This window comes from Croceibacterium salegens, assembly GCF_009827435.1.
GTDB classification, from domain to species: Bacteria; Pseudomonadota; Alphaproteobacteria; order Sphingomonadales; family Sphingomonadaceae; genus Croceibacterium_B; species Croceibacterium_B salegens.
The window spans coordinates 14670-37448 of sequence record NZ_WTYM01000040.1; the positions used below are offsets into that span (position 1 = coordinate 14670).

A 22779-nucleotide genomic window follows, 5' to 3' on the forward strand; every position below is an offset into this window, starting at 1 on the left:
AAGGGCTCAGCCGAGCGGGCGGCCCGAGCCGAAGAACAGCGCCTGGCTGATCGCCGCGCGCACGGTCGATTCCTGGAAGGGCTTGGTGACGAGGTAGGTCGGCTCGGGGCGGTCGCCGGTGAGCAGCCGTTCGGGGTAGGCGGTGATGAAGATCACCGGGACATTGCCGATCGTCAGGATGTCGTCGACCGCGTCGAGGCCCGAGGAGCCGTCGGCGAGCTGGATGTCGGCGAGGACCAGCCCGGGCATCTCTTCGGCGACCACCTTCTGCGCCTGGGTGCGCGTGGCGGCGGTGCCGCAGATGTCGTGGCCGAGCGAGCGGACGAGGTCTTCGAGCTGCATCGAGATCAGCGGCTCGTCCTCGATGATGAGGACGTTGGTGGCGTTCTCGCGGTCGATCTCCTCGATCGCCTCGCGCACCAGCTGGTCGATGTCGTCCTCGTCGATGTCCATGATCCGCGCCGCTTCGGCGGGCGAGAAATCCTCGACCGTGGTCAGCAGCAGCGCCTGGCGGTTGAGCGGGGTGATCTTCCTCAGCTGGTCCTGCGCCGCGAATTCGTGGAAGCCGCCCGAACCGTCGCCCTCTTCGGCGACTTCGAGGTAGGCGCTCGCCCACAACTTGTTGAACGCCGCATAGAGCGGGACCCGCCCGCCACGCAGCGAATCCGCCAGCGCCTTGTCGGCGAGGGCGGCTTCAAGGGTTGCCTTGACGAAGGCATCCCCGGTGTTCTGCGAGCCGGTGAGGGCACGGGCATAGCGGCGGAGGTACGGCAGGTGTGCGGCGACTTCGGCACCGATAGACATGTATTCCCCTTCCCTGGAGAGAACTGGCGGGCATGGAACGGCCCAACGCCGTTCAGGTTCCACGGCCGCTTGTAATAATCCGCCATACCGCCGCGGCCAGCCGGACTTATACCAGACCTATCGTGCAGTGCAGCACATGGCAAAAGGGGGGCGCAAAAAAAGTTGATCGGGACCGGGAACCGACTCCCGTTTTGCTCATTATCGCTATGTCACCGCCGAGACCCCCCCTCCCGTCCAAGCGGCTGGTGATACGATCCCGAAAGGCCCCCGTGCAGCGAGCACGGGGGCCTTTTTTCTGGTGTACTCGAGGCTTATGCGGTGACGCGCGGCGATGTAGTGGCGTGGGGAGTGGGAGTTTGGGGATTAATGCACCTGTCATCGTAATTCCACCGTAATTCAATAATGGTATCGATGATGGGCACTTTATTGAGCAGATTTGGAAAGCGAAAATAGATGTTTCGGTATATTATCGACTCCATCCGACTTTCTAAATCACTAGTACATTTGAAGCGCAATCGGACAAATTAGGCTCACCATTATCTTGATTTAGTATTGAGTTCGAATTATGAAGAATTTTCCTTCATCAAAGCGTACGATGCCGCGGTTATGAATGCCGAAGAGCGTCTTGAGGATGCTCAAGAAAGATTTATCGAATGCAGATTGGAGAATGAGAACAAGAAGACGTCCGTAGATAGTCAATACATAGTTATCTTCTGCAAGTTATATGAATGCATTTACGCTTCTTGTGGAGAATGTAACAAATATATTTTGAGGGCGGAAAGTTTAAAGCCAAGTATATCTCTAAGACGATATTTGCAATTCTCGCCAATTGATCCAAGTTTTTTGAACAAGTAGAATTAGGAATTACGCGTATTACGGTGGCGCGTGCAATATCCCCTTAATTGAATTCCGCCAGTCGACCTATGGTCTCGCCATGTCGTCCTTCCCGGCATACCTCACCACGTCACCCAGCGTGGCAACCGGCGCGAGCGGACGTTCTTCGAGGATGGCGACTATGCGCTCTATCTCGACCTGCTGACCGACGCTGCCGAACAGGCCGGCGTGGAGATATGGGGTCCTATTGTCTGATGCCCAATCACGTCCATATCATCGCAACGCCGCGCGAGTTCCGGGGACACAATGTAAAATCGGAATCTCCGGGAACGACATGCGTTGCCGAGACACAACTCGTTCGCTTGTGACTCCAGCCGATAAACCGCTTCGCAGCGCGCACCCGACCCAACAGGATCGGCCATCCGAGAAATCGCTGTCCTACATGCGCCGCATCTGAGACAGTCCTGACGGCTCCTTCAAATTGTATCTCTCCGCCCGGCCTGATGATGCCGCCGCGACACCCGGTCGTCGGCAAGTCCGCCTCCGCCCGGGCTCCGCGAACCTCCGGCGCAAGCTTTCCATGTGCGCTATGGGCAATTTTAGCAAAGATAGGCCCTGACCCGCACCGGCATGATCCGGAGCAGTGTGCGGCGAAAGGTTATGCCTTGTTGCGCCGGAACCGTGCGAACAGGCCTTCCTTGCGGTCGCTGGCGAGGACCCGGGCGAGCTTGTCGGGGTCGTAGGGCTTTTCGAACACCAGCCCGAGTTCGGCGATGTGCGGGGGAATGTCCTCCGGCGAGCCGGTCGAGAAGATGATGCGGGTGTTCTTATCGCCGAGCACCGCGATGAGTTCGGCGAGCGCCCAGCCGTCGTCGCGGTCGCTGAGGTGGACGTCGAGCACGATCGCGTCGGGCACCGCCTTCTCGAGTTCGTGCATCGCCCGTTCGGTGCTCGGGCAGGTCACGACTTCGCGGGCCAGGCCTTCGGCGAGCAAGGCGTCCTCGATCGCCAGCGCCAGCAAGGCGTCATCTTCGACGATCAGCACACGGCTGAGCGGCGACCCCGCCTTGGGGCGTCGTCGTGGCTTCTCGATCATCGAGCTCATTGTCCTGCGGCCCTCATGCCAGGCGGTCCGGGATCGGGTCCGCGCGAGGCTTCAACGACGGGCGGTGGCGCCGGGTTCCCGGCGACCTATAGCGCCTTTTCGTAGATCACGTATTCCCGGTTCACCTTGCTGTCGATCGCCTCGGCAATGGCCAGCATCCCCTTGTTGTCGTCGAGGATCCAGCCGATCTCGCCGCGCGTCGCGCCGTAGCTCTTCACCGAATTGCGGCGGATGTATTCGATCATCATGAAGGCGAGCTGGCTGGCGAGGCGCGAGTTCTGGTACTCTTTCTTCACGCCCATCAGCGGCACGCGCATGGTGTTGCACTGCGGGTCGCGCAGCCAGCGCAGCATTCTGATCCAGCCGAACGGGAACAGCTTGCCGCCGATTTCCTTGATCGGCTCGTTGGCGTTCGACCAGGTGAGCATGAAGGCGACCGGCTCGCCGTCGAGCTCGGCGACCATGTTGAGGTCCTCGCGGATAAGCGGGGTCATCTTCTTGCCGCCGTACTTGGCCTCGGCCTCGGTGAACGGGACGAAGCCCCAGTTGCCCGACCAGGCATCGTTGAGCACGTCGATGACGATCGCCGCCTCGCGGGCGAAATGCTTGATCTCCATCGGGCGAATCTTGATGCGCGGGTTCTTCTCGCCGGCGGCGACGATGCGCTGCACGATGGGTGGGAATTCCTTGGTGATGTCGAGGTCGTAGGTCAGCAGCTTCTTGGCCTCGGTGTAGCCGGCGTTCTCGAACCATGCCTGGTAGGCCGGGTTGTGGTGCCCCATCATCACCGTCGGCGGATGGTCGTGGCCCCTGACCAGCAGCCCGGGCTCTTCCCAGATCGACATCGAGATCGGCGCCAGCACGCGAGTCATGCCCTGTTCGCGCAGCCAGTCCTCTGCGCGCGCGATGAGGGCCTTGGCGACCTGCTCGTCCTCGGCGTCGAACAGGCCCCAGTTGCCGGTGCCCGGGCCCATGCCCTGTTCGGGCGGCTGCTTGAGCGCCAGCTCGTCTATATGCGCCGAGATGCGCCCGACGACCTTGCCGCCGCGGCGGGCGAGGAAGAACTGCACCCGGGCATGTTCGAAGAACGGGTTCTTGCCCGGCGTCAGCAGCTCGACGGTCTCCGAGCGCAGCTGCGGCACGAAGTTCGGATAGGACGCGTTCAGTCGATAACCGAGATCGACAAATGCATTGAAGTCCTTCTTGCCCGAGACCGGGGTGACATCTATCTGCTGGGACACGTTCAGGCCTCGTTTTGCCGTATTGGGCATGGCGGGAGAAGGCACGCCGATTGCACGCCTTCACCAGGGTCGGCAAGCACCATTGTAACAGAAGCAGCTCCGCGATTTGCCTTCAGGCAGCGACGGACTTAGGATTGGACTATGAACACGGTTGGCTCGATTGAGGCTGGCGAAACCCCCTCCGCGCAGGTCGCGGAACGCCGGGTGCTGGCCACGATCCCTGACGACAAGGCGATGATGCGCACCGCCGCCGAACTGACCCGCGATATCGCCGCGCACCGTCCGGCGGTCTATTGGGCCGACATGCTTGGCTCGGCGATGACCGGCTATGCCGCGCTCGCGGGCGCCATCCTCCTCCACGGCTGGCTCGCCTGGGCGAGCGGCATCGCCGCGGTGCTGCTGCTCTATCGGGCGCTGCTGTTCATCCACGAGATCTCGCACTTCCGGAAGAACGAGGTGCCAGGCTTCGTGCTGGGGTGGAACGCGCTGGTCGGCATCCCGATGCTCACGCCCTCGCTGATGTACGAGGCTGTGCACACGCTGCACCACGCCCGCACCCGCTACGGCACCATCGAGGATCCCGAGTACCTGCCGCTGGCGCTGATGAAGCCGTGGTCGCTGCCGGCCTTCATCCTCATCGCGCTGCTGGCGCCGCCGGCGCTGGTGATCCGTTTCGGCATCCTTGCCCCGCTCGGCCTCATCATCCCGCCGCTGCGGCGTCTGACCTGGGAGCGGTTCTCGGCGCTGTCGATCAACCCGTCCTTCCGCCGCCGTCCGGCCCAACCTGAACTGCGCGCACGCTTCGCCTGGCAGGAAGCCGGTGCGGCACTGTGGGCGCTGTTCCTGATTGCCAGCATTTTCTGGCTCGGCTGGCGTCCGCTCTTGATCGCGCTGGCGGTGTTCTCGGCGGTCGCGGTGTTCAACCAGTTGCGCACGCTAGTGGCCCACTTGTGGGAGAACGATGGCGAGGCGATGACCGTTACCGGGCAGTACCTCGACAGCGTCAATGTCCCGCCGCCGTCGCCTTTCGCCGCACTGTGGGCCCCGGTCGGCCTGCGCTATCACGCCCTGCACCACCTGATCCCGTCGATGCCTTACCACTCGCTCGGCGAGGCGCACCGGCGCCTGCGTGAGCACCTCGGGCCGGATTCGACCTTCGCGCAATCGAGCCACAAGGGAATGACGCCGCTGGTCGTTCGCATCGCCCGTTCGACGATGCGCCGCGGCTGACTTATTCCTCGGTGCGGACCAGCACCGTCTCGCCAACCAGCAGGAACAGCAGGAACGGTGCCCAGGCCGCGAGCAGGGGCGGGTAGCCGCCGAAGCTGCCCATCGCCAGCGCGGCGTTGTCGACCACGAAATAGGCGAAGCCGAGCGCCATGCCGATCACCGCGCGGGCGAACAACTGGCCCGACCGGGCGAGGCCGAAGCCGGCCACCGCGCCGAGCAACGGCATGAGCAGCGCCGAAAGCGGGCCCGAAAGCTTATGCCACCATTTCGCCTTCAATTCCGCGGTGCGGCGGCCGGCATCGTCGAGCGCGCTGATCGAGCGCGACAGTTCGGGCAACGACTGCGCGTCGGGATCGACCTTGCTCAGCTCAACCTGGTCGAGTGTGAGTTCGGGTGCGACGGTGACGGGCCCGGGCAATTTGCTGTCCTCGGCCTGCTGGACATCGAACAGCTCCGGCGCTGCCAGCTTCCAGCCCGGGTTGGCGAAAGTGCCGATTTCGCTGCGCACGCGGCGCAGGATCATGCCCTGCGTATCTCGTTCGTAATAGGTCACCCCTCGCAGGATCGTGGCCTTGCCGCTGCCTTCCATCAGGGTCGCTGTGAGTACGTTGTTGCCGGCGGCGAAATAGACGTTTGAGCGGGTTTCGGTCTCCTGCGGGATCGGGCCAAAGTCGGCGCCTTCCCAGGCCTTGAGCGAGGCGGTCGCGCGCGTCACGATGAACTCGTTGAAGACGATGGAAGCGAGCGAGACCACGCCCGCGGCGAGCAGCAGCGGAGCGAGGATCTGGTGCGCCGACATCCCCGCAGCCTTCATCGAGACGACTTCGCTGTTCTGGTTGAAGGTGACCAGCGTGATGATCGTCGCCAGCAGGACCGAATAGGGCACGAAGCGGGCGATCAGCTGTGGCACTCGGTAACCGACATAGCGCAACAGCTCGCCCTCGCCGTTGCCGGGATAAGCAAGGATGTCGCCACTGTTCGACAGCAGGTCGAGCATCATCAGCACCAGCACCAGCATGAACAGCACCGCCAGGATGCGCACCACGAAGGTGCGTGCGAGGTAGAAGGTCAGCGTGCGCGAGGGGAAGAAGTCAAACAGCAACGGTACCGAGCTCCTCGTCGTCGCCTCGTGGGTCGAGACCGGCGCCGCGCACGTGTTCGCCGCGCTTGAGCAACTTGCGGATGCGCTTTCCGATCTTGGCATAGGCGGACTCGAGCGCGCCGATCGCCTGTCCGCCGGGGACATAGGCAACCCGGTAGAACATCCACGCGATGAGCAAGGCGAACACCACGAACGGCCCCCATAGCGCGAAGAACGGATCGATCCGGCCCAGTTCTGCGACCGATTCCCCGTACTGGTTCACCTTGTGATAGGCTACGACCATGATGATCGACATGAAGACGCCGAGCGCGCTCGTCGATCGCTTGGGCGGGATTGCCAAGGCAACCGCCAGCAGTGGTAGCAGCGCCATCATCACCACTTCGACCAGCCGGTAGTTGAAGTTCGCCTGCTGGCCGGCGCGCTCGACTTCGGGCACCGAATTGTTCCAGCCAAGCTGCAGCAATTCGGGCAGGACGTACTCGCGAGCCTGGTCGCCGCGGGCGCGGAAACGGTCGATCGCCGGAAGGTCCACCGGCAGGTCGTGCTGGCTGAAACTGAGCACACGCGTCTGCTTGCCGTTCACGTCCTGGACGATGGTTCCGTCGAGCAGGCGCAGGATGATGGTGTTGCGGTTTTCGCGGTTGGCGAGGAACTGGCCTTCGCGCGCCGAAATCGACAGCACCTGTCCCTTCTTGCCGGCGACGCGGGCGAAGATGCCCTTGAGTTTGCGGCCCTCGTCCTCGCTCGATTCGATGCGCAGCGCCATGCGGTCCTTGAGCGTGGTGAACTCACCGACCTTGATCGAGGCGCCGAGCGCGCCCGAGCGCAGCTCGTAGTCGAGCTGGGCATAGGCGTATCGGCTGAGCGGCTGGAGGTAGCCGACGATCGCGAGGTTCACTGCCATCAGCACCCCTGTGATAAGGAAGGGCACCCGCAGCAGGCGCAGGTAGCTCCACCCTACCGCACGCATCACGTCGAGCTCGCTCGAGGTGGCGAGTTTGCGGAAGGCGAGCAGGATCCCGAGCATCAGGCCGAGCGGAATGGCGAGGCCGGCATATTCGGGGATCAGGTTAAGCAGCATCCGGAAGACGACCCCGACCGGCCCGCCTTCGGTCGAAACGAATTCGAACAGGCGCAGCATCTTGTCGAGAATCAGCAGCGACGCAGCGATCACGAACACCGCGAACATCGGCATCAGGACGAGGCGCAGGATATACCGGTCGAGGGCGGTGATGAATTTCAAGCTTTGATCGTCTGCGGCTTCGGGTGGCCGGGCTATAACCGGCGAAACCGCTCAGGTCATGTACCGAATGCGCTGGCGGTTCAGGCCTTTTCCAACGTGCACTGCAGGGGGTGCTGGTTCTGGCGGGCGAAATCCATCACCTGGTTGACCTTGGTTTCAGCCACTTCATACGGAAACACGCCGCACACCCCGACGCCCTTCTGGTGGACGTGGAGCATCACACGGGTCGCCTGTTCGAGGTCCATGCGGAAGAATCGCTTGAGGCACATCACGACGAATTCCATCGGCGTGTAATCGTCGTTGAGCATCAGTACCTTGTACTGGCTCGGCTTCTTCGGCTTGGCGCGGGTCTTGGTGGCGAGACCGACCTGGCCCTCGCCGTCGCTCACGCCGATGTCGCCATCGTCGGGCGAATCACTACCCGCCGCGCGATTGGCGGCCCGGATGGGAGCATAGGAAACGTGATTCAAATGCATCGGATGGCAAATATCGTATCGTGCGGGGCAACGGCAAGGTTCGATCGCCTCTATCAGGGTTAACGTGCCCCGCTAGATCGACCGGTGCAAAGGGAAACGGGCCGGACGGAATACCGTCCGGCCCGCTTTTTTGCCGCTCGAGGGAGAGGAGAGAGAACGAGCGGCGGGAGAGCTTGGTTCAGGCGGCCTTCGAGAGCTTTTCGGCGGCCAGGCTGACGCGGCCCGAGATCGGGGCGAAGGCGTCGGAATAGAGTTTCATGACCGTGTCGCCGGTCTTCGAGGAATAGGCGACCATCGCGTCGAAGTTGCGGCGGGCGAGCTTGCCCTGCAGCTGGAACAGCTCGGACGGGCTCTTGATCGCGGCCATTTCCTTCATGTCGGCGGTAATCGTCTCGTAAGCCGATTTGGCTTCGTCCACGGCGGTCTTGCCCATGTCCTGTACCCCGGTCGAGAAGACCTTGCCGCTTTCGACGATGGCTTCGACATTGCCCTTGGCAAAGTCGGTCATCTCGCCGGCGTAGGCAGTGCTCTTTTCGTAGGCTTCCTTGGCCTTGGATTGCAGTTCGCTCAGCGCGTCGGTCACGGTCTTCATGAAATCGGGGGTCTTGGCGGTGGCCATGATCTTTTCCTTTAGCTCGGTAATCGTTGGCTCGGGTTTGATCGCGGCGGGCTTGGCCGCGGGGGCCGCCTGCTTCGCGAAAACTGGTTTCTTTCCTGCGACCGGCTTGTTTCTTGCTGCCGGCTTCTTGACGATTTTGGCCGGGACCTTCTTTGGGGCGGCCTTCTTTTTTACGACCGCCTTTTTCGGGGCGACCTTGGCAACAACCGGCTTCTTGGCGGGGACGGGCTCGGCCTTCGCCGGTTCCGGGGCGCTTTCAGCAGCGGCCGGCTCGGAGGCTGGGGCAGGCGCGTCCGTCACCGGAGCGGCCACGGGCTTGGGAGTTTCGGACGCGACGGGCTTGGCCTTCTCCGCAGCAGCGGCGTAGGCCTTCTCGGCGCTTTCGGCGGCTTTGTCGGGCGACTCTGCCATCGTTCCTCGCTTCCATGCCGACCGCGCACGATTGCCGGTCTTGTTGCAGTGCACAAATTAGGCGCCGCAATTGCGAAGTCAAGGGAAAATGGTGCAGTGCAGCAAAATGACCGGCGGCGTGTCGGAGCAGTGTCCTTCTGGTGTCAGCGCATGGCCACGTAGCGTCCCGGTGCGTCCTCGATAACCTTGTCGCCGCGGCCCCCGGGCTTGCGCTTTCCGGTTGCCTTGACGCGTTCGCCGTCGAGCGTTGCCAGCCAGGCGATCCAGTCGGTCCACCAGCTGCCCGGATGCTCGGTCGAACCGGCGAGGAAATCCTCGAGCGATGCGGCCTGCTTCTCGTTGGTCCAGTACTGGTACTTGCGCGCCGCTGGCGGGTTGACCACCCCGGCGATGTGACCGCTGCCGGCGAGCACGAAGCGCACCGGACCCGCCAACGTGGTGGTCAGCTTCCAAACGCTGTCGGGGGGGGCGATGTGATCCTCGCGCCCAGCCTGGATATAGGCCGGGGTCTTGATCAGCGTGAGGTCGATCGGGGTCCCGTCGGCGCTCAGCGCGTCGGGCTGGACCAGCTTGTTGTCCCGGTAAAGGTCGCGCAGGTAGGCCGAGTGCCACTTCGAGGGCAGGTTGGTGACGTCGCCGTTCCAGTGCAGCAGGTCGAAGGCCGGATAGTCCTCGCCGAGCAGGTAGTGATTGACCACGTAGTTCCAGATCAGGTCGGACCCACGCAGCAGGTTGAAAGTCGCCGCCATGTAGCGCCCGTCGAGAAAGCCGCCCTGGCTCGCCTGCTTGATCAGCGCGAGTTGGGTCTCGTCGACGAAGTGCTTGAGTTCACCGGCGCGTTCGAAATCGACCTGCGCCGTGAAGAAGGTCGTGCTCCTGACCTTGTCGGCCTGCCCGCGCCGGGCCAGCACCGCCAGCGTTGCGGCAAGCGTCGTGCCAGCAACGCAATAGCCGATGGCGTGCACCGACGGCACGCCGAGCCGCTCGCGGATATGGTCGATCGCATCGATCTGGGCGCGGACGTAATCGTCCCAGGTTACGTCCGCCATACTCTCGTCCGCCGATCGCCAGCTGACCACAAACACGGTGAGACCCTGCTCGACCGCCCACTTCACGAAGCTCTTCTTCGGGTTGAGGTCGAGGATGTAGAAGCGGTTGATCCACGGCGGGAAGATCACCACCGGCACCGCTGCGACCTCATCGGTCGCCGGGCTGTACTGGATGAGCTGGTACAGCGGCGTTTCGTGGACGACTTTGCCCGGGGTGCAGGCGATGTTCTCGCCGAGCTTGAACTTGCTCGAATCGGTGTGCGTGAGCTGGCCCCTCTCGAGATCGGCAGCGAGCCGCTCCATACCCTTGACGAGGTTAGCTCCGTGGGTGTCAAGCGTGCGCTCGAGCACCACCGGGTTGGTCAACGGGAAATTCGACGGGCTCATCGCATCGAGCACATTGCGCAGTGCAAAGCGCAGCTGGTCGCGCTCGGCTTCGTCGATCCCGCCAACTTCTCCAACCATCTCCTGCAGCCTGTCCGCGAACAGCAGGTAGGTCTGGTGGATCAGCGCGTAGACGGGCTGTTCGCGCCACGCCGGGTCGGCAAAGCGCCGGTCCGTGCGCGGCAGGTGCGGCTCGGCCAGCGCTTCACCCGTGCCGTCCTGGCCGATCCCGTACTGGGCAAGGATGTCCTCCCAGAGCGCGATGCCCTCGTTCCACAGCGCCTGCTGCCGTTGGACGTCAAGGTAGGGCATCTGCTGGTACCAAGCCTGCATCAGGCCCATCCATTGCGCCGGATCGGCAAACAGCGGGACGGGCGCGTCGACATCCTGCTCGGCAGGGACGTGAAAATCGAGCCACATCTTTTGCAGTTGCCCGGCCGTTTCGCCCCATTCGGCGACCGCCCGTTCGTCGGGGATCGTCGTCGCCAGCACCGCCCGCGCCGCTTCGCTCTGCATCTTCAGCATCTCGGCGAAAATGTCCGCCGCCGTGCCGCCCTCGGTCTCGTCCATTGTCCGAGACTAGCGTCCGCAAGTGGCAGTTGCGAGCAATCAATTGCGAAAGTCGCGCGTTTCCGACTATGTCCGCGGCCCGTGCGGCAATCGGGCCGCGCGCGAGCCAATAAAAGGTCCCATGGACAGCGACTTCTACCGCATCAAGCGCCTGCCGCCCTACGTCATCGCCGAGGTGAATGCGATGCGGCACGCAGCACGGCGGGAGGGGCGCGACATCATCGACCTGGGCATGGGTAACCCCGACCTGCCGCCCCCGGACCATGTCATCGACAAGCTGTGCGAAGTGGCGCGCAAGCCGGACGCGCACGGCTATTCGCAGTCGAAGGGCATCCCCGGGCTGCGCAAGGCCCAGGCCAACTACTACGGTCGCCGCTTCGGGGTCGATCTCGACCCGGAGACCGAGGTGGTCGTCACCATGGGATCGAAAGAAGGGCTGGCGAGCCTCGCCACGGCCATCTCGGCGCCGGGTGACGTGATCCTCGCCCCCAACCCGAGCTACCCGATCCACACCTTCGGTTTCATCCTCGCCGGCGCGACGATCCGCGCCGTGCCGACGACGCCGGACGAAAATTACTGGAAGTCGCTCGAGGCGGCGATGAACTTCACCGTGCCGCGCCCGACCGTGCTGATCGTCAACTTTCCCTCCAACCCGACGGCCGAGACGGTCGGCATCGAGTTCTATGAACGGCTCGTTGCCTGGGCGAAGGAGAACAAGGTCTGGATCATCTCCGACCTTGCCTATTCCGAGCTCTATTACGACGGCAAACCGACGCGCTCGATCCTCGAGGTGCCAGGTGCGAAAGACGTCGCGGTGGAATTCACTTCGCTGTCGAAGACCTTCTCGATGGCCGGCTGGCGGATCGGCTTCGCGGTAGGCAACAAGCAGCTGATTGCCGCGCTCACCCGCGTGAAGTCGTACCTCGACTACGGCGCCTTCACCCCGATCCAGGCGGCGGCCTGCGCCGCGCTCAACGGGCCCGAGGACATCGTCGTGCGCAACCGCGAGCTGTACCAGAAGCGGCGCGACGTGATGGTCGAAAGTTTCGGCCGCGCCGGGTGGGAAATTCCTCCGCCGCCGGCATCGATGTTCGCCTGGGTTCCGCTGCCACCGGCACTGAGGGAAATGGGCAGCCTGGAATTCGCCAAGGACCTGCTGACTCACGCCGAGGTGGCGGTCGCCCCCGGCGTCGGCTTCGGCGAAAAGGGCGAAGGCTTCGTGCGCATCGCCATGGTCGAGAACGAGCAGCGCCTGCGCCAGGCCGCGCGCAATGTGAAGCGCTATCTCCAGTTGAAGGGCGTCAACGTCTAGCCCGCCGTCACGGCCTGCAGGCCGCATGCGATTTTTTCCTGTGTTGCGCCAACCCCGCCGGCGTGGTGAAGTGCCTGAATAAACGGGCGCAATCGGAGAATATCGTTGAAGACATTCGGATGGGTCGCGGCTGGGCGCGACCCGCCAGTACGGTGGGATTAGCGCCGCCGCGGCTGGCGCTTGTGCCGCAGAGATGACGGCCGTCGCGCCGATTGCCGCCACGTCCTGCTGATCGACACGCGCAGGCTTGAGTCCGAGGCCAGACTCGGCCTCGTAGAAACTGACCCCCCGGCCTGGCGCCTGCTGATGATCGGTGTGGACGAGCCTGCCGAGCGCGCCCGCCTGCTGACTCTAGGTTGCGCAGACGCGATGTCGGCGGAGGTCGGGCTACGCGAACTCGAAGCCCGCGCCCGGCGCGTCGACGAGATGTTCGGCATGCTCCCGCGCTGGCGCACGCTCGGGGCTCTGACGCTCGACCTGTTCCACCGCGACGGGCGCCACTCGGGGCGCTGGCTTGGCCTTCACCCACGCGAATTCGGACTGCTGTGGCGGCTCGCCGACACGCCGGGCGTGAAGGTCTCGTGCAAGGCCCTGCTGCCCGACGTCTGGCGGCTGAGCCACGGGCCGGAGACCAACAGCGTGGAGCTGCATGTCTCACGGCTGCGAACCAAGCTCGCTGCCGTGGGTTGCGCCGATCTCGTGCTGACCGATCCGCGCGACGGCTATTGCCTGTCCGAGGAGGAGCCGTTCATGCTGGCCGTCGAAAAACCTGCGAATGAAGCGCTCGATAGCTACCTGAACGCTTCGCAGAACTGGCCGGAAACCGCTGTGTTCGAGGATGAGGAACGATAATGCGGGTGGTGCAGCTGCGCGCACCGCGATACTGATGACTTGCTAACGATAGATGGGGAGAGATCATCGATGGCCAGCAACGCGCCCAAACGGACGCTCGATGTAACGGCGTTCCTGCAGGACGCGGGGATGACCCCGTTCCACTACCGTTTGCTCATCATCTCGTGCCTCGTCACGTTCTTCGACGGGATGGACTTCTCGCTCGTTTCGGTTGCCCTGCCGGAGATCCAGGAGGGGCTGAAGCTCGAGAACGCAATGCTCGGCTATGTCAGTTCCGCGGCGTTCCTCGGACAGATGATCGGCTCGCTCGCCGGGTCCTACCTCGCCGACGTTTTCGGGCGGCGTCCGGTGATCTTGTGGTGCACGGCGATCGGTGCGGTCCTCACCTTCGCGACCGGGTTCGCGACCAGCGCCGAGATGCTGATCGTGCTGCGCCTTTTCGGCGGACTGGCGATCGGCGGGCTGCTCGCGCCAGCCTGGGCGATCAACATCGAGGCGATGCCCAATTCCTACCGCGCGACCGCGGTCACGATCATCATGCTCGGCTTCAGCGTCGGCGGCGCGGCGGCGGCGCAGACCACCAACCTGATCGCCCCGACTTACGGCTGGGAGGGCGTGTTCTTCTTCGCCGGGGCGGCGACGGGCCTGCTTGCCGTGGTGCTGCAGTTCACCATGCCCGAATCCGCCCGCTGGATGGTCGCCAAGGGCAAGCCGGCGGCCGAAGTGCTACCGCTGCTGAGCCGGTTCGACCCGGGTGTCGGGCAGGAAGGCTACACCGAACTTGTGCTGTCGGATGAACGCAAGCAGGGCGGGTCTTCGCCGTGGGCCAAGTCGGCGGCGCTGTTCAAGGGACAGCTGGCGTGGATCACCCCGATCATCTGGGTGACCTATTTCTGTTCCTCGTTCGCGATCTACATCAAAGCTAGTTTCGGGGTGAAGTTCCTCCAGGTCCTCGACGTGCCGGTCGACACGGCCCGCGACCTCTCTTCCATCGGCGGCCTGATCGGTGCGGTCGGGGCGGTGTTCCTGCTGATGTTCACCGAGAGGAAGGGGCCGATCTGGATCGCCGCGGCACCGCTCCTCGGCGTGCCGCTGGCCCTGCTCATCGGCACCGGCGCGGTACCGGTCGGGGGCGAGGCCTTCATCGCCGTAATCATGCTCGGGATGATCACGATCGGCGTCGGCCACGCTTCGGTGATCTCGATCACCAGCATCTATTATCCCAGCGCGGTGCGCGCGACCGGCGGCGGCTGGGCCAGCTTCATGGCCAAGTTCGCTGCGGTGCTTGCCCCGATCATCGCCTCGCAGATGTTCCTCGCCAACAAGCGGGCGGTGCTCGACGGCTACAGCTTCGTCGGCCTGTGCCTCGCCGGTGTCGTGGTGGGCATCGTCGCGCTGGCGTTCTTCGCCCGCCGCCTCGGCGCCGAGCGCGATGCCGAGGCGGGCCTGTCCGGTGCGGTCGCCGAGCCCGCCGAATGACAAAACTCCGCTCGCTCGCCGCCAACACGCCGAGCCGCCGCGCCAACTGGCGCGCGCTCGGCCTGTCGAAGGAGGACATGGACAAGCCGAAGATCGCGGTGGTCAATTCCTCTAGCGAACTGGCGATCTGCTACGCCCACCTCGACGGCATCGCGCAACAGGTGAAGGAGGAAATCCGCGCCGCGGGCGGTGTGCCGTTCGAGGTCCGTACCGTCGCCCCGTCGGACTTCATCACCGGGGCGAACAAGACCGGCAGCTACATCCTCGCCGGGCGCGACATCATCGCCAACGACATCGAGGTGCAGGTCGAGGCCGCCCTGCTCGACGGGATGATCTGCCTGACCAGCTGCGACAAGACTCCGCCCGGCCACCTGATGGCCGCCGCGCGGCTCAACATCCCGACGATCCTCGTCATCGGTGGCTACCAGCAGGCTGGCGAAATCGACGGAGAGCCGGTCGACGTCGAGGACCTGTGGTCAGGCCAGATCGGCGAGCGCTTCGGCGCCAAGCCCAAGTTCCCCGTCGCCCAAATGGCCGAAAACGCGATCATGGGCCCGGGCGTTTGCGCCGGGATGGCGACCGCCAACACCATGCATTCGGTGGTCGAGGCGCTCGGCATGTGCCTGCCGGGTCATGCCCCGGTACGCGCCAATTCGCCCAAGATGCAGGCCAACGCCCGCGCCGCCGCGCGCCGCATCGTCGAGATGGTCGCCGAGGACCTGAAGCCGCGCGACATCCTCACGCCGGGCGCGTTCAGGAACGCCGTGGCGACGGTTCTCGCCGTTTCGGGCTCGATCAACGCCATCAAGCACCTGCAGGCGACCGCGATCGAGGCGGAGAACGGCGTCGACGTCTTTGCGCTGTGGGACGAGATGAGCGACGTCCCGGTCATCTCGGCGGTGCGTCCGACCGGCGAAGTGCGGATCGAGCAGTTCGAGGATGCCGGCGGTGCGCGCGCGGTGCTCAAGCGGCTCGAAGGACGCATCGACACCGGCGCTCTGACCTGCACTGGGAAGATGTTGGCAGACAACCTCGACGGCTACGTAATTCCCGGCCCCGACGTGATCCACGCGATGGATGATCCGGTCGGACTCGGTCCTTCGATCGCCATCCTCAGGGGCAGCTTCGCTGAGACGGCCGTGGTCCGCCTTGGCATTCGCGACGGCAGCCGGCCCGAGGAGTTCTCCGGTCCCGCGCGCGTGTTCGAAAGCAGTGCCGAGTGCATGCAGGCGATCGAGGACAAGGTCGTCCAGCCCGGCGACGTGGTCGTCGCCCGCAACCAGGGCCTCAAGGGCGGTCCGGCGATGGGCGGCTCGGCCAGCGCCATCCTCTTCGCGCTCGACGCGGCGGGCCTTGCCAAGACCACGGCCTTCGTCACCGACGGGCAGCTTTCGGGCCTGTGCCTCAAGGGCCTGACTGTGGCCGAAGTCCACCCGGAGGCGGCGACCGGCGGCCCGATCGGCAAGATCCGCGACGGCGACACGATCACCATCAGCGTCGAGAACCGCAGCATCGATGTCGAGGTGCCGGCGGCCGAACTCGCGACCCGCAATGGTCCAGGTTGGAAGACGCCCGCGAGCGGCTACCTCGGTACGTTTCGAAAAGACGTGCGCGACATGTCGACCGGTGGCGTGCTGCTTCCGCCGAGCTGCTGAAGCGCACTCTGGCTTGACTCGCCCCCGGGAAGCGCCAATCCCTTTGCCTTCGGGGAGGGAGCGGCTTGGGTTTCCTGCACCATTTGCAACGGGCCGGTATCGGTTTGGCGGGCGCTGTCCTGTTGTTGCCTGCCGCCTGCAGCGACGAGATCGCGCCCGATTACACTGAACGGAGCGACATCAAGCCTCAGCTCGTGGTTCAGGTCGGCCATGCCGTGCCGGTCGAGGCGGTTGCCTGGGCGCAGGGCGGTGAGGGCCTGATTTCGCTCGGCATCGACGGTTCTCTGGTGGTGTGGGACGTCGCTTCGCGTTCGATCATCAGCCGGTCACAAATTCCGGTGGACTGGCGCGATAGGGGCCTGGCGACTGACGAAGGCGAAACTGCCGAGGGATATTTCGGCCAGCGCTGCATCCGGCTCGATGAGTTTTCCCTTTCGGGTTCCGTCTTGACCGTCGCCTATCGAGAAGACCGAAGCCAGTTCGTCGAACAGGAAGGCGAGGGTGAACCTCCCGACGATCGGCTCGCCAACGCATGCTCGGGGTTCTCGGTGGGCGGCACCCGCCGCTTCGCCTTCACACTGAACGTCGAAACCTGGCAGGAAAACGCACCGATGCAGGAGACAGCGGCGGAACCGGTCCGCCGGATCAGCCTGCGGAAATTCACTACCACCGTCGGCGATACTGAAGTCGAGGTCCCCGAACCGGATCCGAACCTGGGGGGTGCGGTGCACGTCCCTGAAACCGTCGCAGGCGGGGCCGTACACGTTCCCGAGCCCCCGCCTCCGCCGCCTTCGCTGCGCGCGCCGCCGCCAATCGATCCATCACGGGTCTATTACAAGCTCTGCCTGAGAGAAGGTCGATGCAATTACGAGCTTGAGGACGCGGTCCGCGGCATCGACGGCTCCGACCTCACGCGCTTCTTTCCCGCTTCGCCCGACGGCAGCCGCCAGCCGCGGCCGAATTTCGATGACGGCAAGCCGGGGTATGCCTCGATCTACGCCGATCGCGGGCCGCTGCTCGATTTCTCGACCTGCCCCTCGATCAACACCTGTCGCTTCGGCGTGACGCTGTTCGGCCCGGGCGAGGTCATCGAGCTGACCGGCGAGCCGCCAAGCTACTTCCGGGATGCCGACGTCAGCTCCGACGGTCGACAGGTCGTACGAGTGGCGCAGCTGGGCGAAGCCAGTACGGTCGACGTGCTCGACCTCGGCAGTGGGCAGGACAGCCGCACACTCACCCTCGAGAGACCTTACCATCGCGTCAACTGGATCACGCCAGGGCGCTTCGCTCTGTTCAGCGAAGGCTCGATCGTCTCGCCGATGATGCGCGACATGATGCGGGCGTTGCCGCCCGCGTTGGTTGTCGATCCTCAGTGCAAGGACACGGAGCGTTGCGCCGGCGTGGAAAGCTATTCAGGCATGGAGCCGGTCGATGATGTCGGCGGCTTCCTCGGCATCGCCAACCTCGATCATTGTCACGCCAGCAGGTACCCTTCGCGCTTCGCCATTTCGGGTGTGGAATGCGAGGCGGGCCTTTCGGTCGACATAGTTCATTCGGAGTTTTCGGTGACCACGCTGCCGCCGTCGGTCGATTTTCCCGACAGCCCGGTAGCCGACACTGTCTCGCTGCATTCGGCGGCCGATGGGTGGCAGCGCCTGGCCGTGCCGGGCCTGCACGCGAGGGAGACGATAACGGCGCTCAAGGTGTCGCCCGACCGGCGTTCGTTCGTGGTGGCGACGCGCACTTCCGGTGAGCCATGGATGTCGCCTGCGGAACGCAAGTTTCGCAGCGCGCCGCGCAAAGACAGCAGTCTCAGTCAGACCATAAGGATACTGGCTTTTTCGGTTTCATCCGATGGCCAGCTCGTCGAGCCTCGCTCTCTCGCCGAAATCAAGGAGACTCTGGCCCCGGCGGTTGCCCAGGCGGCGTGGTCGTTCGACCTACAGTTCGGAGTGCGCGAACTGCGCTTCACGCCGGATTCGCGGCGCGTCATTTTTTCACGCAAGCTCGATGCGACGGGTGCGACATATCTTTATGTCCTGCCAGCTGCCGACAAGGCGACATCGCTTTTTGCCACGGGAGCCGACGGAGAGCCGCAGATCTCGGGGCAGGGCCTAGCCAAGACCTACCCATTTGCTTCGGAACTCGTCGTCGCAATCGGCAACGAGCGGGCCTTCGGGCTCGACAACACCGCGCTGATCGACCTGACCGATGGCGCAATCCTTTACGACAAGCTGGCCGACACGCCGATGGTCAAGGCCGGATACATCGCCCCAAGCGACATGTTGTGGGCCGCATCTTCCGACGGGGCGATCCATTACTGGGGCGCTGCCGATGGGCAGGCGCTGATGTCCCTCTATACCTTTCCCGGAAACACGTTCTTCGCGGTCTCACCGGGGGGGCGCTACGACACCAACCTGCCGCCCGACAGCAACCAGATCCGCTGGCTGATGGCAGACAAGCCTTGGCAGAGCCTCGCCCCGCAGACCTTCATGCGCGACTACTACGAACCGGGCATGTACCGCCAAATCCTCGAGTGCCGCGAGCACGCCGACACCTGCAAAACGCCGTTCCGCAAGCCGCTGCCTTCGATTGAGAGCCTCAACCGAGTGTTGCCTGCGGTCAGGATCGCCAGCGTCCTGCAGACCGAGGTCGGCGGCTCGGCAATCGTTACCGTGGACGTCACTCCCGGGCGAGACATGGATGTGGATGGAGGCGCTCCGCAGGGCATCTACAACCTGCGCCTGTTCCGCAACGGGCGGCTGGTGGCGACCGATCCGTTCTTCATAAATCGTGTGATTGAAGGCGACGAGAAACAGGATGACAGTGTTGCGCAGTGGCGCAGCGACAACGTCCTGCCGTACAAGGGTGGCGTGCGGCCGAGCGGCCGGATGCTCGCCAATGGCGATTATCGCATGATGTTCCTCGTGCCTCTTCCGAGTGGGCTCGATCCCCAACCGCAAGTCTTTTCGGCCTATGCCTTCAACGAGGACCGTATCAAGAGCGCGACCGCCTATAGCAAGGCAGTGCGGGCGAATCCGTCCCCCAGGCGCCCGCGCCGGGCATACGTCATCAATATCGGCATCGACCACTATGACCGCGAGAGCATGCGGCTGCGCTTCGCCGGCAACGACGCACGGCTCCTCTCCGACAGGCTCGACGAGATCCCGGGATACGAGGTGCGCAAGCTGGTACTTACCGCAGAGGACCCGAAGCTGGGCACCGGGACCGCGCGGCGCATCGGCCGTTACACGATCCTGCGCGCGCTCAACCTGCTGCACGACAACCCGTTCCGCGAGACCCTGCTCAACTCGCTGCGCGAGGATGGCATCGATGCCTCAATGATCGAGCCGGCGACCCCCGACGACATTGTCATCCTCACCTATTCGGGCCACGGCGACACCGACAAGTTCGGCAACTTCTACCTCCTCCCCAGTGACGGCACCTGGGCCTTCGGCGACGACGTCGACCTCGAATCGCTGGTCTCCGCGGCGGACCTGAGCAACGCCCTGGCGCAGAACCAGGCCGGAGAGACCGCGCTGATCATCGACGCCTGCCGCTCGGCCGCTAGCGTCGAGGCCGGCGACTTCAAACCGGCGCCGGTCGGCGACAGTGGGCTCGGCCAATTGGCCTACGACAAGGGTATCCTGATCCTGGCCGCCGCGCAGTCGAGCGAATCCGCGATGGAGGACGGCAAGCTCAAGCACGGGCTCGCGACGTTCGCGCTCGCCGCCAATGGCGAAGGGCTGTCCGCGAAGGGCGATCTCGACGCAGACGGTTCGATTCGTCTCGATGAGTGGCTGCAGTACGCAGTGGATCGAATGCCCGGACTCAACGACGATCGCCGTCACCTTCTTTATGACGCCGATGCTGGTCGCTTCGTTGCGGCAAGGGGCACGGGCGAGAAGAAGACGCAGACTCCGGCGCTGTTCGATTTCAACGCCACGGCGAGCCCGGTACTGGTTCGCCGTGGCGTACGTCAGGCGCGATAGGCCCGGACGAACGGTTCGAGGTACTCGCGGTAGGGTTCTGCCACGCCGATGCCGCGGCGGTTGATCTCTGCCCCGTCGCTTACATCGCTGTGGCTGGTAAGGTCCCGTTCGTGCGCGAAGGCGACCAACGCCGCCAAGGCGGGCCTACTCGGCAGCGATCGCTTCGTCCTTGCGAACCGCTGCGACGGCCGAGTCTTTGTGCAGGTGGGCGCCCTGTTTGCGAAGAATCTTGCGAACCTCGTCCACGTCGACCTCGCGCGGCTGCACGCCTCTATTGGCCGCCACCGCTGCGCCGACGCCGGCGGCATGGCCGGTCAGCCAGCACTGCGGGATCTCGCGCATGAACCCGTGACTGTTGGCATCGCAGCTCATGTGCCGACCCGCGGCGAGCAGGCCATCGAGGTTGCGCGGGATCAGACTGCCATAGGGAACCGAGACGACCGGGAACTTGGGGCTGATCGAGGGGCTGACGCCGACCTCGCTTCCCACCGGCGTACCGTCGGACCAGCCGCTGCGTTCGATCCGCTCGATCCCGCCGAGCCGCCGCGTATGCCGCACGCCGAGCTGGCTCGCGCTCTGCAGGCTGTAGACGTTCTCGAAGCCCGGCGCGTTTTCGCGGAAGAAGCGGCAATGCCCTTCCATCAGCCGGTGGCTGCGAATCTCGACCTCGGTCATGTCGTCGACATCAAGCGCCGAGAGGCCCGACTGGCGCGGCCCGAGGAACAGCGCGATGTCGGGCCGCCAGCTGACGTAGGGCGTCTGGAAGAAGCCGAGTTCCTTGCGCCCCTTCTCCATGAAGTCGCGAAGCTGCTCGGGGTAAAGCACCTTCCAGTTGATCCAGCGGTTCATGTCGACCCCGCCGAGCACCCAACCGGTGTTCATCGAATGGTGGACGTCGCCTTCCTCGATGTCGGTATCGAACGCCGCCCCGGCGCGGGCGAACATGTCGCCGTCGCCGGTCGTGTCGACCACGACCTTGGCCATGATCGCCTGGCGTCCGGCCTTGCTCTCGAAGATCACGCCCTTCGCCGCGCCGTCCTTGACGATCGGCCGCGCGGCCCAGGCGTGGAACACGATCCGCACGCCCGCCTCGAGCAGCATTTCCTGGTTGAGCAGCTTCATCCGCTCGGGATCGAGCGTCGGCGCCCACTGTACGATGCCGTGGAACGCGGTGGTACGCTGGCCCCAGTAGGCGACCTTCTTTTCGTCGGTCGAGCCCCAGTCCTCGGGCGGCGGCCCGGCGACGCCTTCCTTGGGCATGCGTTCGATGAAGTGGCGTGCGAAGCCCTGGATGACGTGGTTGCCCTGCCAGTCGGTCATGCGGTCGATCCACATGACGAGGCCGCCGGTCGAAAGCCCGCCGAGGCAGTTGTAGCGCTCGACCAGCGTGACATCGGCGCCCGCCTTGGCCGCAGCCCAGGCCGCCGCGCAGCCCGCGGGGCCACCGCCGACTACGATGACGTCGGCGCTGTGGTAGACGTCGACGTCGCGCGCTTCCTCGCGCACGGTGCCGCCGCGGCGCGAGGGCGGCAGGGCGCGACCGTCGCTCTGGAACACGTCGGAGCCGAGGAAGCGTTCTTCCCCGTGGCCCTCGACCCGTTGCAGCTTAACTTCGTCGGCCATCAAGCCTCCCAAATTTCACTAGCATGCTAAGCTTTTTGGCGCCCGCGGGCAAGACTGACCGAAAGATAGCAGGCGAAGCCGGTGGGAAATTGGGCCGAGGAATCGGATTGCACCGGTGCCGCCCTTTCGCTAGGTGCCCCTCTCCCCGCACGGATGGCCCGATGGCGGAGTGGTGACGCAGAGGACTGCAAATCCTTGCACGCCGGTTCGATTCCGGCTCGGGCCTCCAGCTTTCCTGCAGGATTCGGGACTGCAACGGATATTTATCGCAATCCGTATGCCCCACCTATTCTCTTTGACCCCGGCCGCCATTAAGGTGTTGCGAGATGCTTCGATTTTGCTAGCAACTGCCGTTGCAGTCCTAAGATTTCGGTGTCGTCTAAACTGGCGACCCAAGGTCAAGCAAAATGGGATGATGGCCATCGGCTCGGCTCGGATGTGCGCTTTGCACTAAGTCTCAGATTCCGAATGCAACGCCCACTCTTCCGCCAGTGGATTTCTTGGCAGTCGATCCAGCGAAGCCTGCCGAGACGTAGACCCGTGGGGCCACTCGGGCGGCGATGGTGCCCGAAAAGCCCTGCTCGCCACGATAAGTCGCCGCGTTGAAGTTCACCGACAAGTTACTGTCGGGCACGACCATCGTCCCACTGAGCGCCATCGCCGCGGCGATACCGCCCCTCGTGCTCTCATTCATTTCGTCGAGCCGGAAGGAGAGCGCGTCCACATGTTCCTCGAGTGCATCGAACTGGGCGTCGGTGACGGCGAGGGTAGAGATGAGTTGCTTGGTGATCTGTTCGA

17 protein-coding genes and 1 tRNA gene are annotated in these 22779 nt (G+C 64.3%); 7 read left to right on the plus strand and 11 right to left on the minus strand.

The window, feature by feature from the left end:
* Positions 1-6: 6 nt before the first annotated feature.
* From GRI89_RS09775 to GRI89_RS09785, 3 genes are all read right to left on the minus strand, one after another.
* Positions 7-804, minus strand: coding sequence for a response regulator (locus GRI89_RS09775; protein WP_159794647.1), 798 nt, complete (start codon positions 802-804; stop codon positions 7-9).
* 1492 nt (positions 805-2296) lie between these two features.
* Positions 2297-2743 (minus strand): response regulator, encoded by a 447-nt coding sequence (locus GRI89_RS09780; RefSeq protein ID WP_235913109.1) that lies wholly within the window; start codon positions 2741-2743, stop codon positions 2297-2299.
* Positions 2744-2829: 86 nt separating this feature from the next.
* Entirely contained in the window at positions 2830-4014 is a 1185-nt protein-coding gene (locus tag GRI89_RS09785) for a GNAT family N-acetyltransferase (RefSeq protein WP_159794649.1), read from the minus strand.
* A gap of 111 nt (positions 4015-4125) precedes the next feature.
* On the opposite strand from GRI89_RS09785, the gene GRI89_RS09790 reads away from it, so the two are divergent.
* Entirely contained in the window at positions 4126-5214 is a 1089-nt protein-coding gene (locus tag GRI89_RS09790; protein WP_159794651.1) for a fatty acid desaturase family protein, read from the plus strand.
* 1 nt (position 5215) lies between these two features.
* Here GRI89_RS09790 and lptG read toward each other — a convergent pair whose 3' ends face one another.
* From lptG to GRI89_RS09815, 5 genes are all read right to left on the minus strand, one after another.
* The gene (lptG, locus tag GRI89_RS09795) at positions 5216-6316 is read right to left on the minus strand and encodes an LPS export ABC transporter permease LptG (protein WP_159794653.1); all 1101 of its coding nucleotides are present in this window, start codon (positions 6314-6316) and stop codon (positions 5216-5218) included.
* A complete protein-coding gene (locus tag GRI89_RS09800; RefSeq protein ID WP_159794655.1) occupies positions 6306-7559 on the minus strand; it encodes an LptF/LptG family permease in 1254 nt (417 codons plus the stop codon). Before GRI89_RS09800 ends, lptG begins: the two co-directional genes overlap by 11 nt.
* An 80-nt stretch (positions 7560-7639) precedes the next feature.
* Positions 7640-8035, minus strand: coding sequence for an ATP-dependent Clp protease adapter ClpS (clpS, locus tag GRI89_RS09805; protein ID WP_235913110.1), 396 nt, complete (start codon positions 8033-8035; stop codon positions 7640-7642).
* Between the two features lie 178 nt (positions 8036-8213).
* A complete protein-coding gene (locus tag GRI89_RS09810; RefSeq protein ID WP_159794657.1) occupies positions 8214-9065 on the minus strand; it encodes a phasin family protein in 852 nt (283 codons plus the stop codon).
* Positions 9066-9208: 143 nt separating this feature from the next.
* A complete protein-coding gene (locus GRI89_RS09815; RefSeq protein ID WP_159794659.1) occupies positions 9209-11068 on the minus strand; it encodes a PHA/PHB synthase family protein in 1860 nt (619 codons plus the stop codon).
* 121 nt (positions 11069-11189) lie between these two features.
* Here GRI89_RS09815 and GRI89_RS09820 point away from each other — a divergent pair, with 121 nt between their 5' ends.
* From GRI89_RS09820 to GRI89_RS09840, 5 genes are all read left to right on the plus strand, one after another.
* On the plus strand, positions 11190-12380 hold the full coding sequence (locus GRI89_RS09820) for an LL-diaminopimelate aminotransferase (RefSeq protein WP_159794661.1): 1191 nt from the start codon (positions 11190-11192) through the stop codon (positions 12378-12380).
* A 180-nt stretch (positions 12381-12560) separates the two neighbouring features.
* Entirely contained in the window at positions 12561-13232 is a 672-nt protein-coding gene (locus GRI89_RS18010; protein ID WP_235913119.1) for a response regulator transcription factor, read from the plus strand.
* A gap of 69 nt (positions 13233-13301) precedes the next feature.
* Complete coding sequence (locus GRI89_RS09830; RefSeq protein ID WP_159794663.1) at positions 13302-14711, plus strand: MFS transporter; 1410 nt, start codon at positions 13302-13304, stop codon at positions 14709-14711.
* On the plus strand, positions 14708-16366 hold the full coding sequence (locus GRI89_RS09835) for a dihydroxy-acid dehydratase domain-containing protein (RefSeq protein WP_159794665.1): 1659 nt from the start codon (positions 14708-14710) through the stop codon (positions 16364-16366). The genes GRI89_RS09830 and GRI89_RS09835 overlap by 4 nt, the downstream gene beginning before the upstream one ends.
* A gap of 65 nt (positions 16367-16431) precedes the next feature.
* Positions 16432-20358, plus strand: a complete 3927-nt coding sequence (locus GRI89_RS09840; RefSeq protein ID WP_159794667.1) for a caspase family protein — start codon at positions 16432-16434, stop codon at positions 20356-20358.
* On the opposite strand, the gene GRI89_RS09845 is transcribed toward GRI89_RS09840, so the two are convergent.
* The gene (locus GRI89_RS09845) at positions 20346-20495 is read right to left on the minus strand and encodes a hypothetical protein (RefSeq protein ID WP_159794669.1); all 150 of its coding nucleotides are present in this window, start codon (positions 20493-20495) and stop codon (positions 20346-20348) included. The genes GRI89_RS09840 and GRI89_RS09845 overlap by 13 nt on opposite strands.
* A gap of 7 nt (positions 20496-20502) precedes the next feature.
* Entirely contained in the window at positions 20503-21981 is a 1479-nt protein-coding gene (locus tag GRI89_RS09850; protein ID WP_159794671.1) for an FAD-dependent oxidoreductase, read from the minus strand.
* A gap of 155 nt (positions 21982-22136) precedes the next feature.
* Here GRI89_RS09850 and GRI89_RS09855 point away from each other — a divergent pair.
* A tRNA-Cys gene (locus tag GRI89_RS09855) sits at positions 22137-22210 on the plus strand.
* A 228-nt stretch (positions 22211-22438) separates the two neighbouring features.
* Here GRI89_RS09855 and GRI89_RS09860 read toward each other — a convergent pair.
* Positions 22439-22779 (minus strand): YadA-like family protein (locus GRI89_RS09860; protein WP_201290852.1); only part of this gene is annotated, 341 nt, incomplete at its 5' end.

Coding starts and splice junctions, on each gene's coding strand:
- GRI89_RS09820 (WP_159794661.1), top strand. CDS start 11,190: ATGGACAGCGACTTCTACCGCATCAAGCGCCTGCCGCCCTACGTCATC.
- GRI89_RS09790 (WP_159794651.1), top strand. CDS start 4,126: ATGAACACGGTTGGCTCGATTGAGGCTGGCGAAACCCCCTCCGCGCAG.
- GRI89_RS09810 (WP_159794657.1), bottom strand. CDS start 9,065: ATGGCAGAGTCGCCCGACAAAGCCGCCGAAAGCGCCGAGAAGGCCTAC.
- GRI89_RS09775 (WP_159794647.1), bottom strand. CDS start 804: ATGTCTATCGGTGCCGAAGTCGCCGCACACCTGCCGTACCTCCGCCGC.
- GRI89_RS09850 (WP_159794671.1), bottom strand. CDS start 21,981: ATGGCCGACGAAGTTAAGCTGCAACGGGTCGAGGGCCACGGGGAAGAA.
- GRI89_RS09815 (WP_159794659.1), bottom strand. CDS start 11,068: ATGGACGAGACCGAGGGCGGCACGGCGGCGGACATTTTCGCCGAGATG.
- GRI89_RS09830 (WP_159794663.1), top strand. CDS start 13,302: ATGGCCAGCAACGCGCCCAAACGGACGCTCGATGTAACGGCGTTCCTG.
- GRI89_RS09780 (WP_235913109.1), bottom strand. CDS start 2,743: ATGAGCTCGATGATCGAGAAGCCACGACGACGCCCCAAGGCGGGGTCG.
- GRI89_RS09785 (WP_159794649.1), bottom strand. CDS start 4,014: ATGCCCAATACGGCAAAACGAGGCCTGAACGTGTCCCAGCAGATAGAT.
- GRI89_RS09835 (WP_159794665.1), top strand. CDS start 14,708: ATGACAAAACTCCGCTCGCTCGCCGCCAACACGCCGAGCCGCCGCGCC.
- clpS (WP_235913110.1), bottom strand. CDS start 8,035: ATGCATTTGAATCACGTTTCCTATGCTCCCATCCGGGCCGCCAATCGC.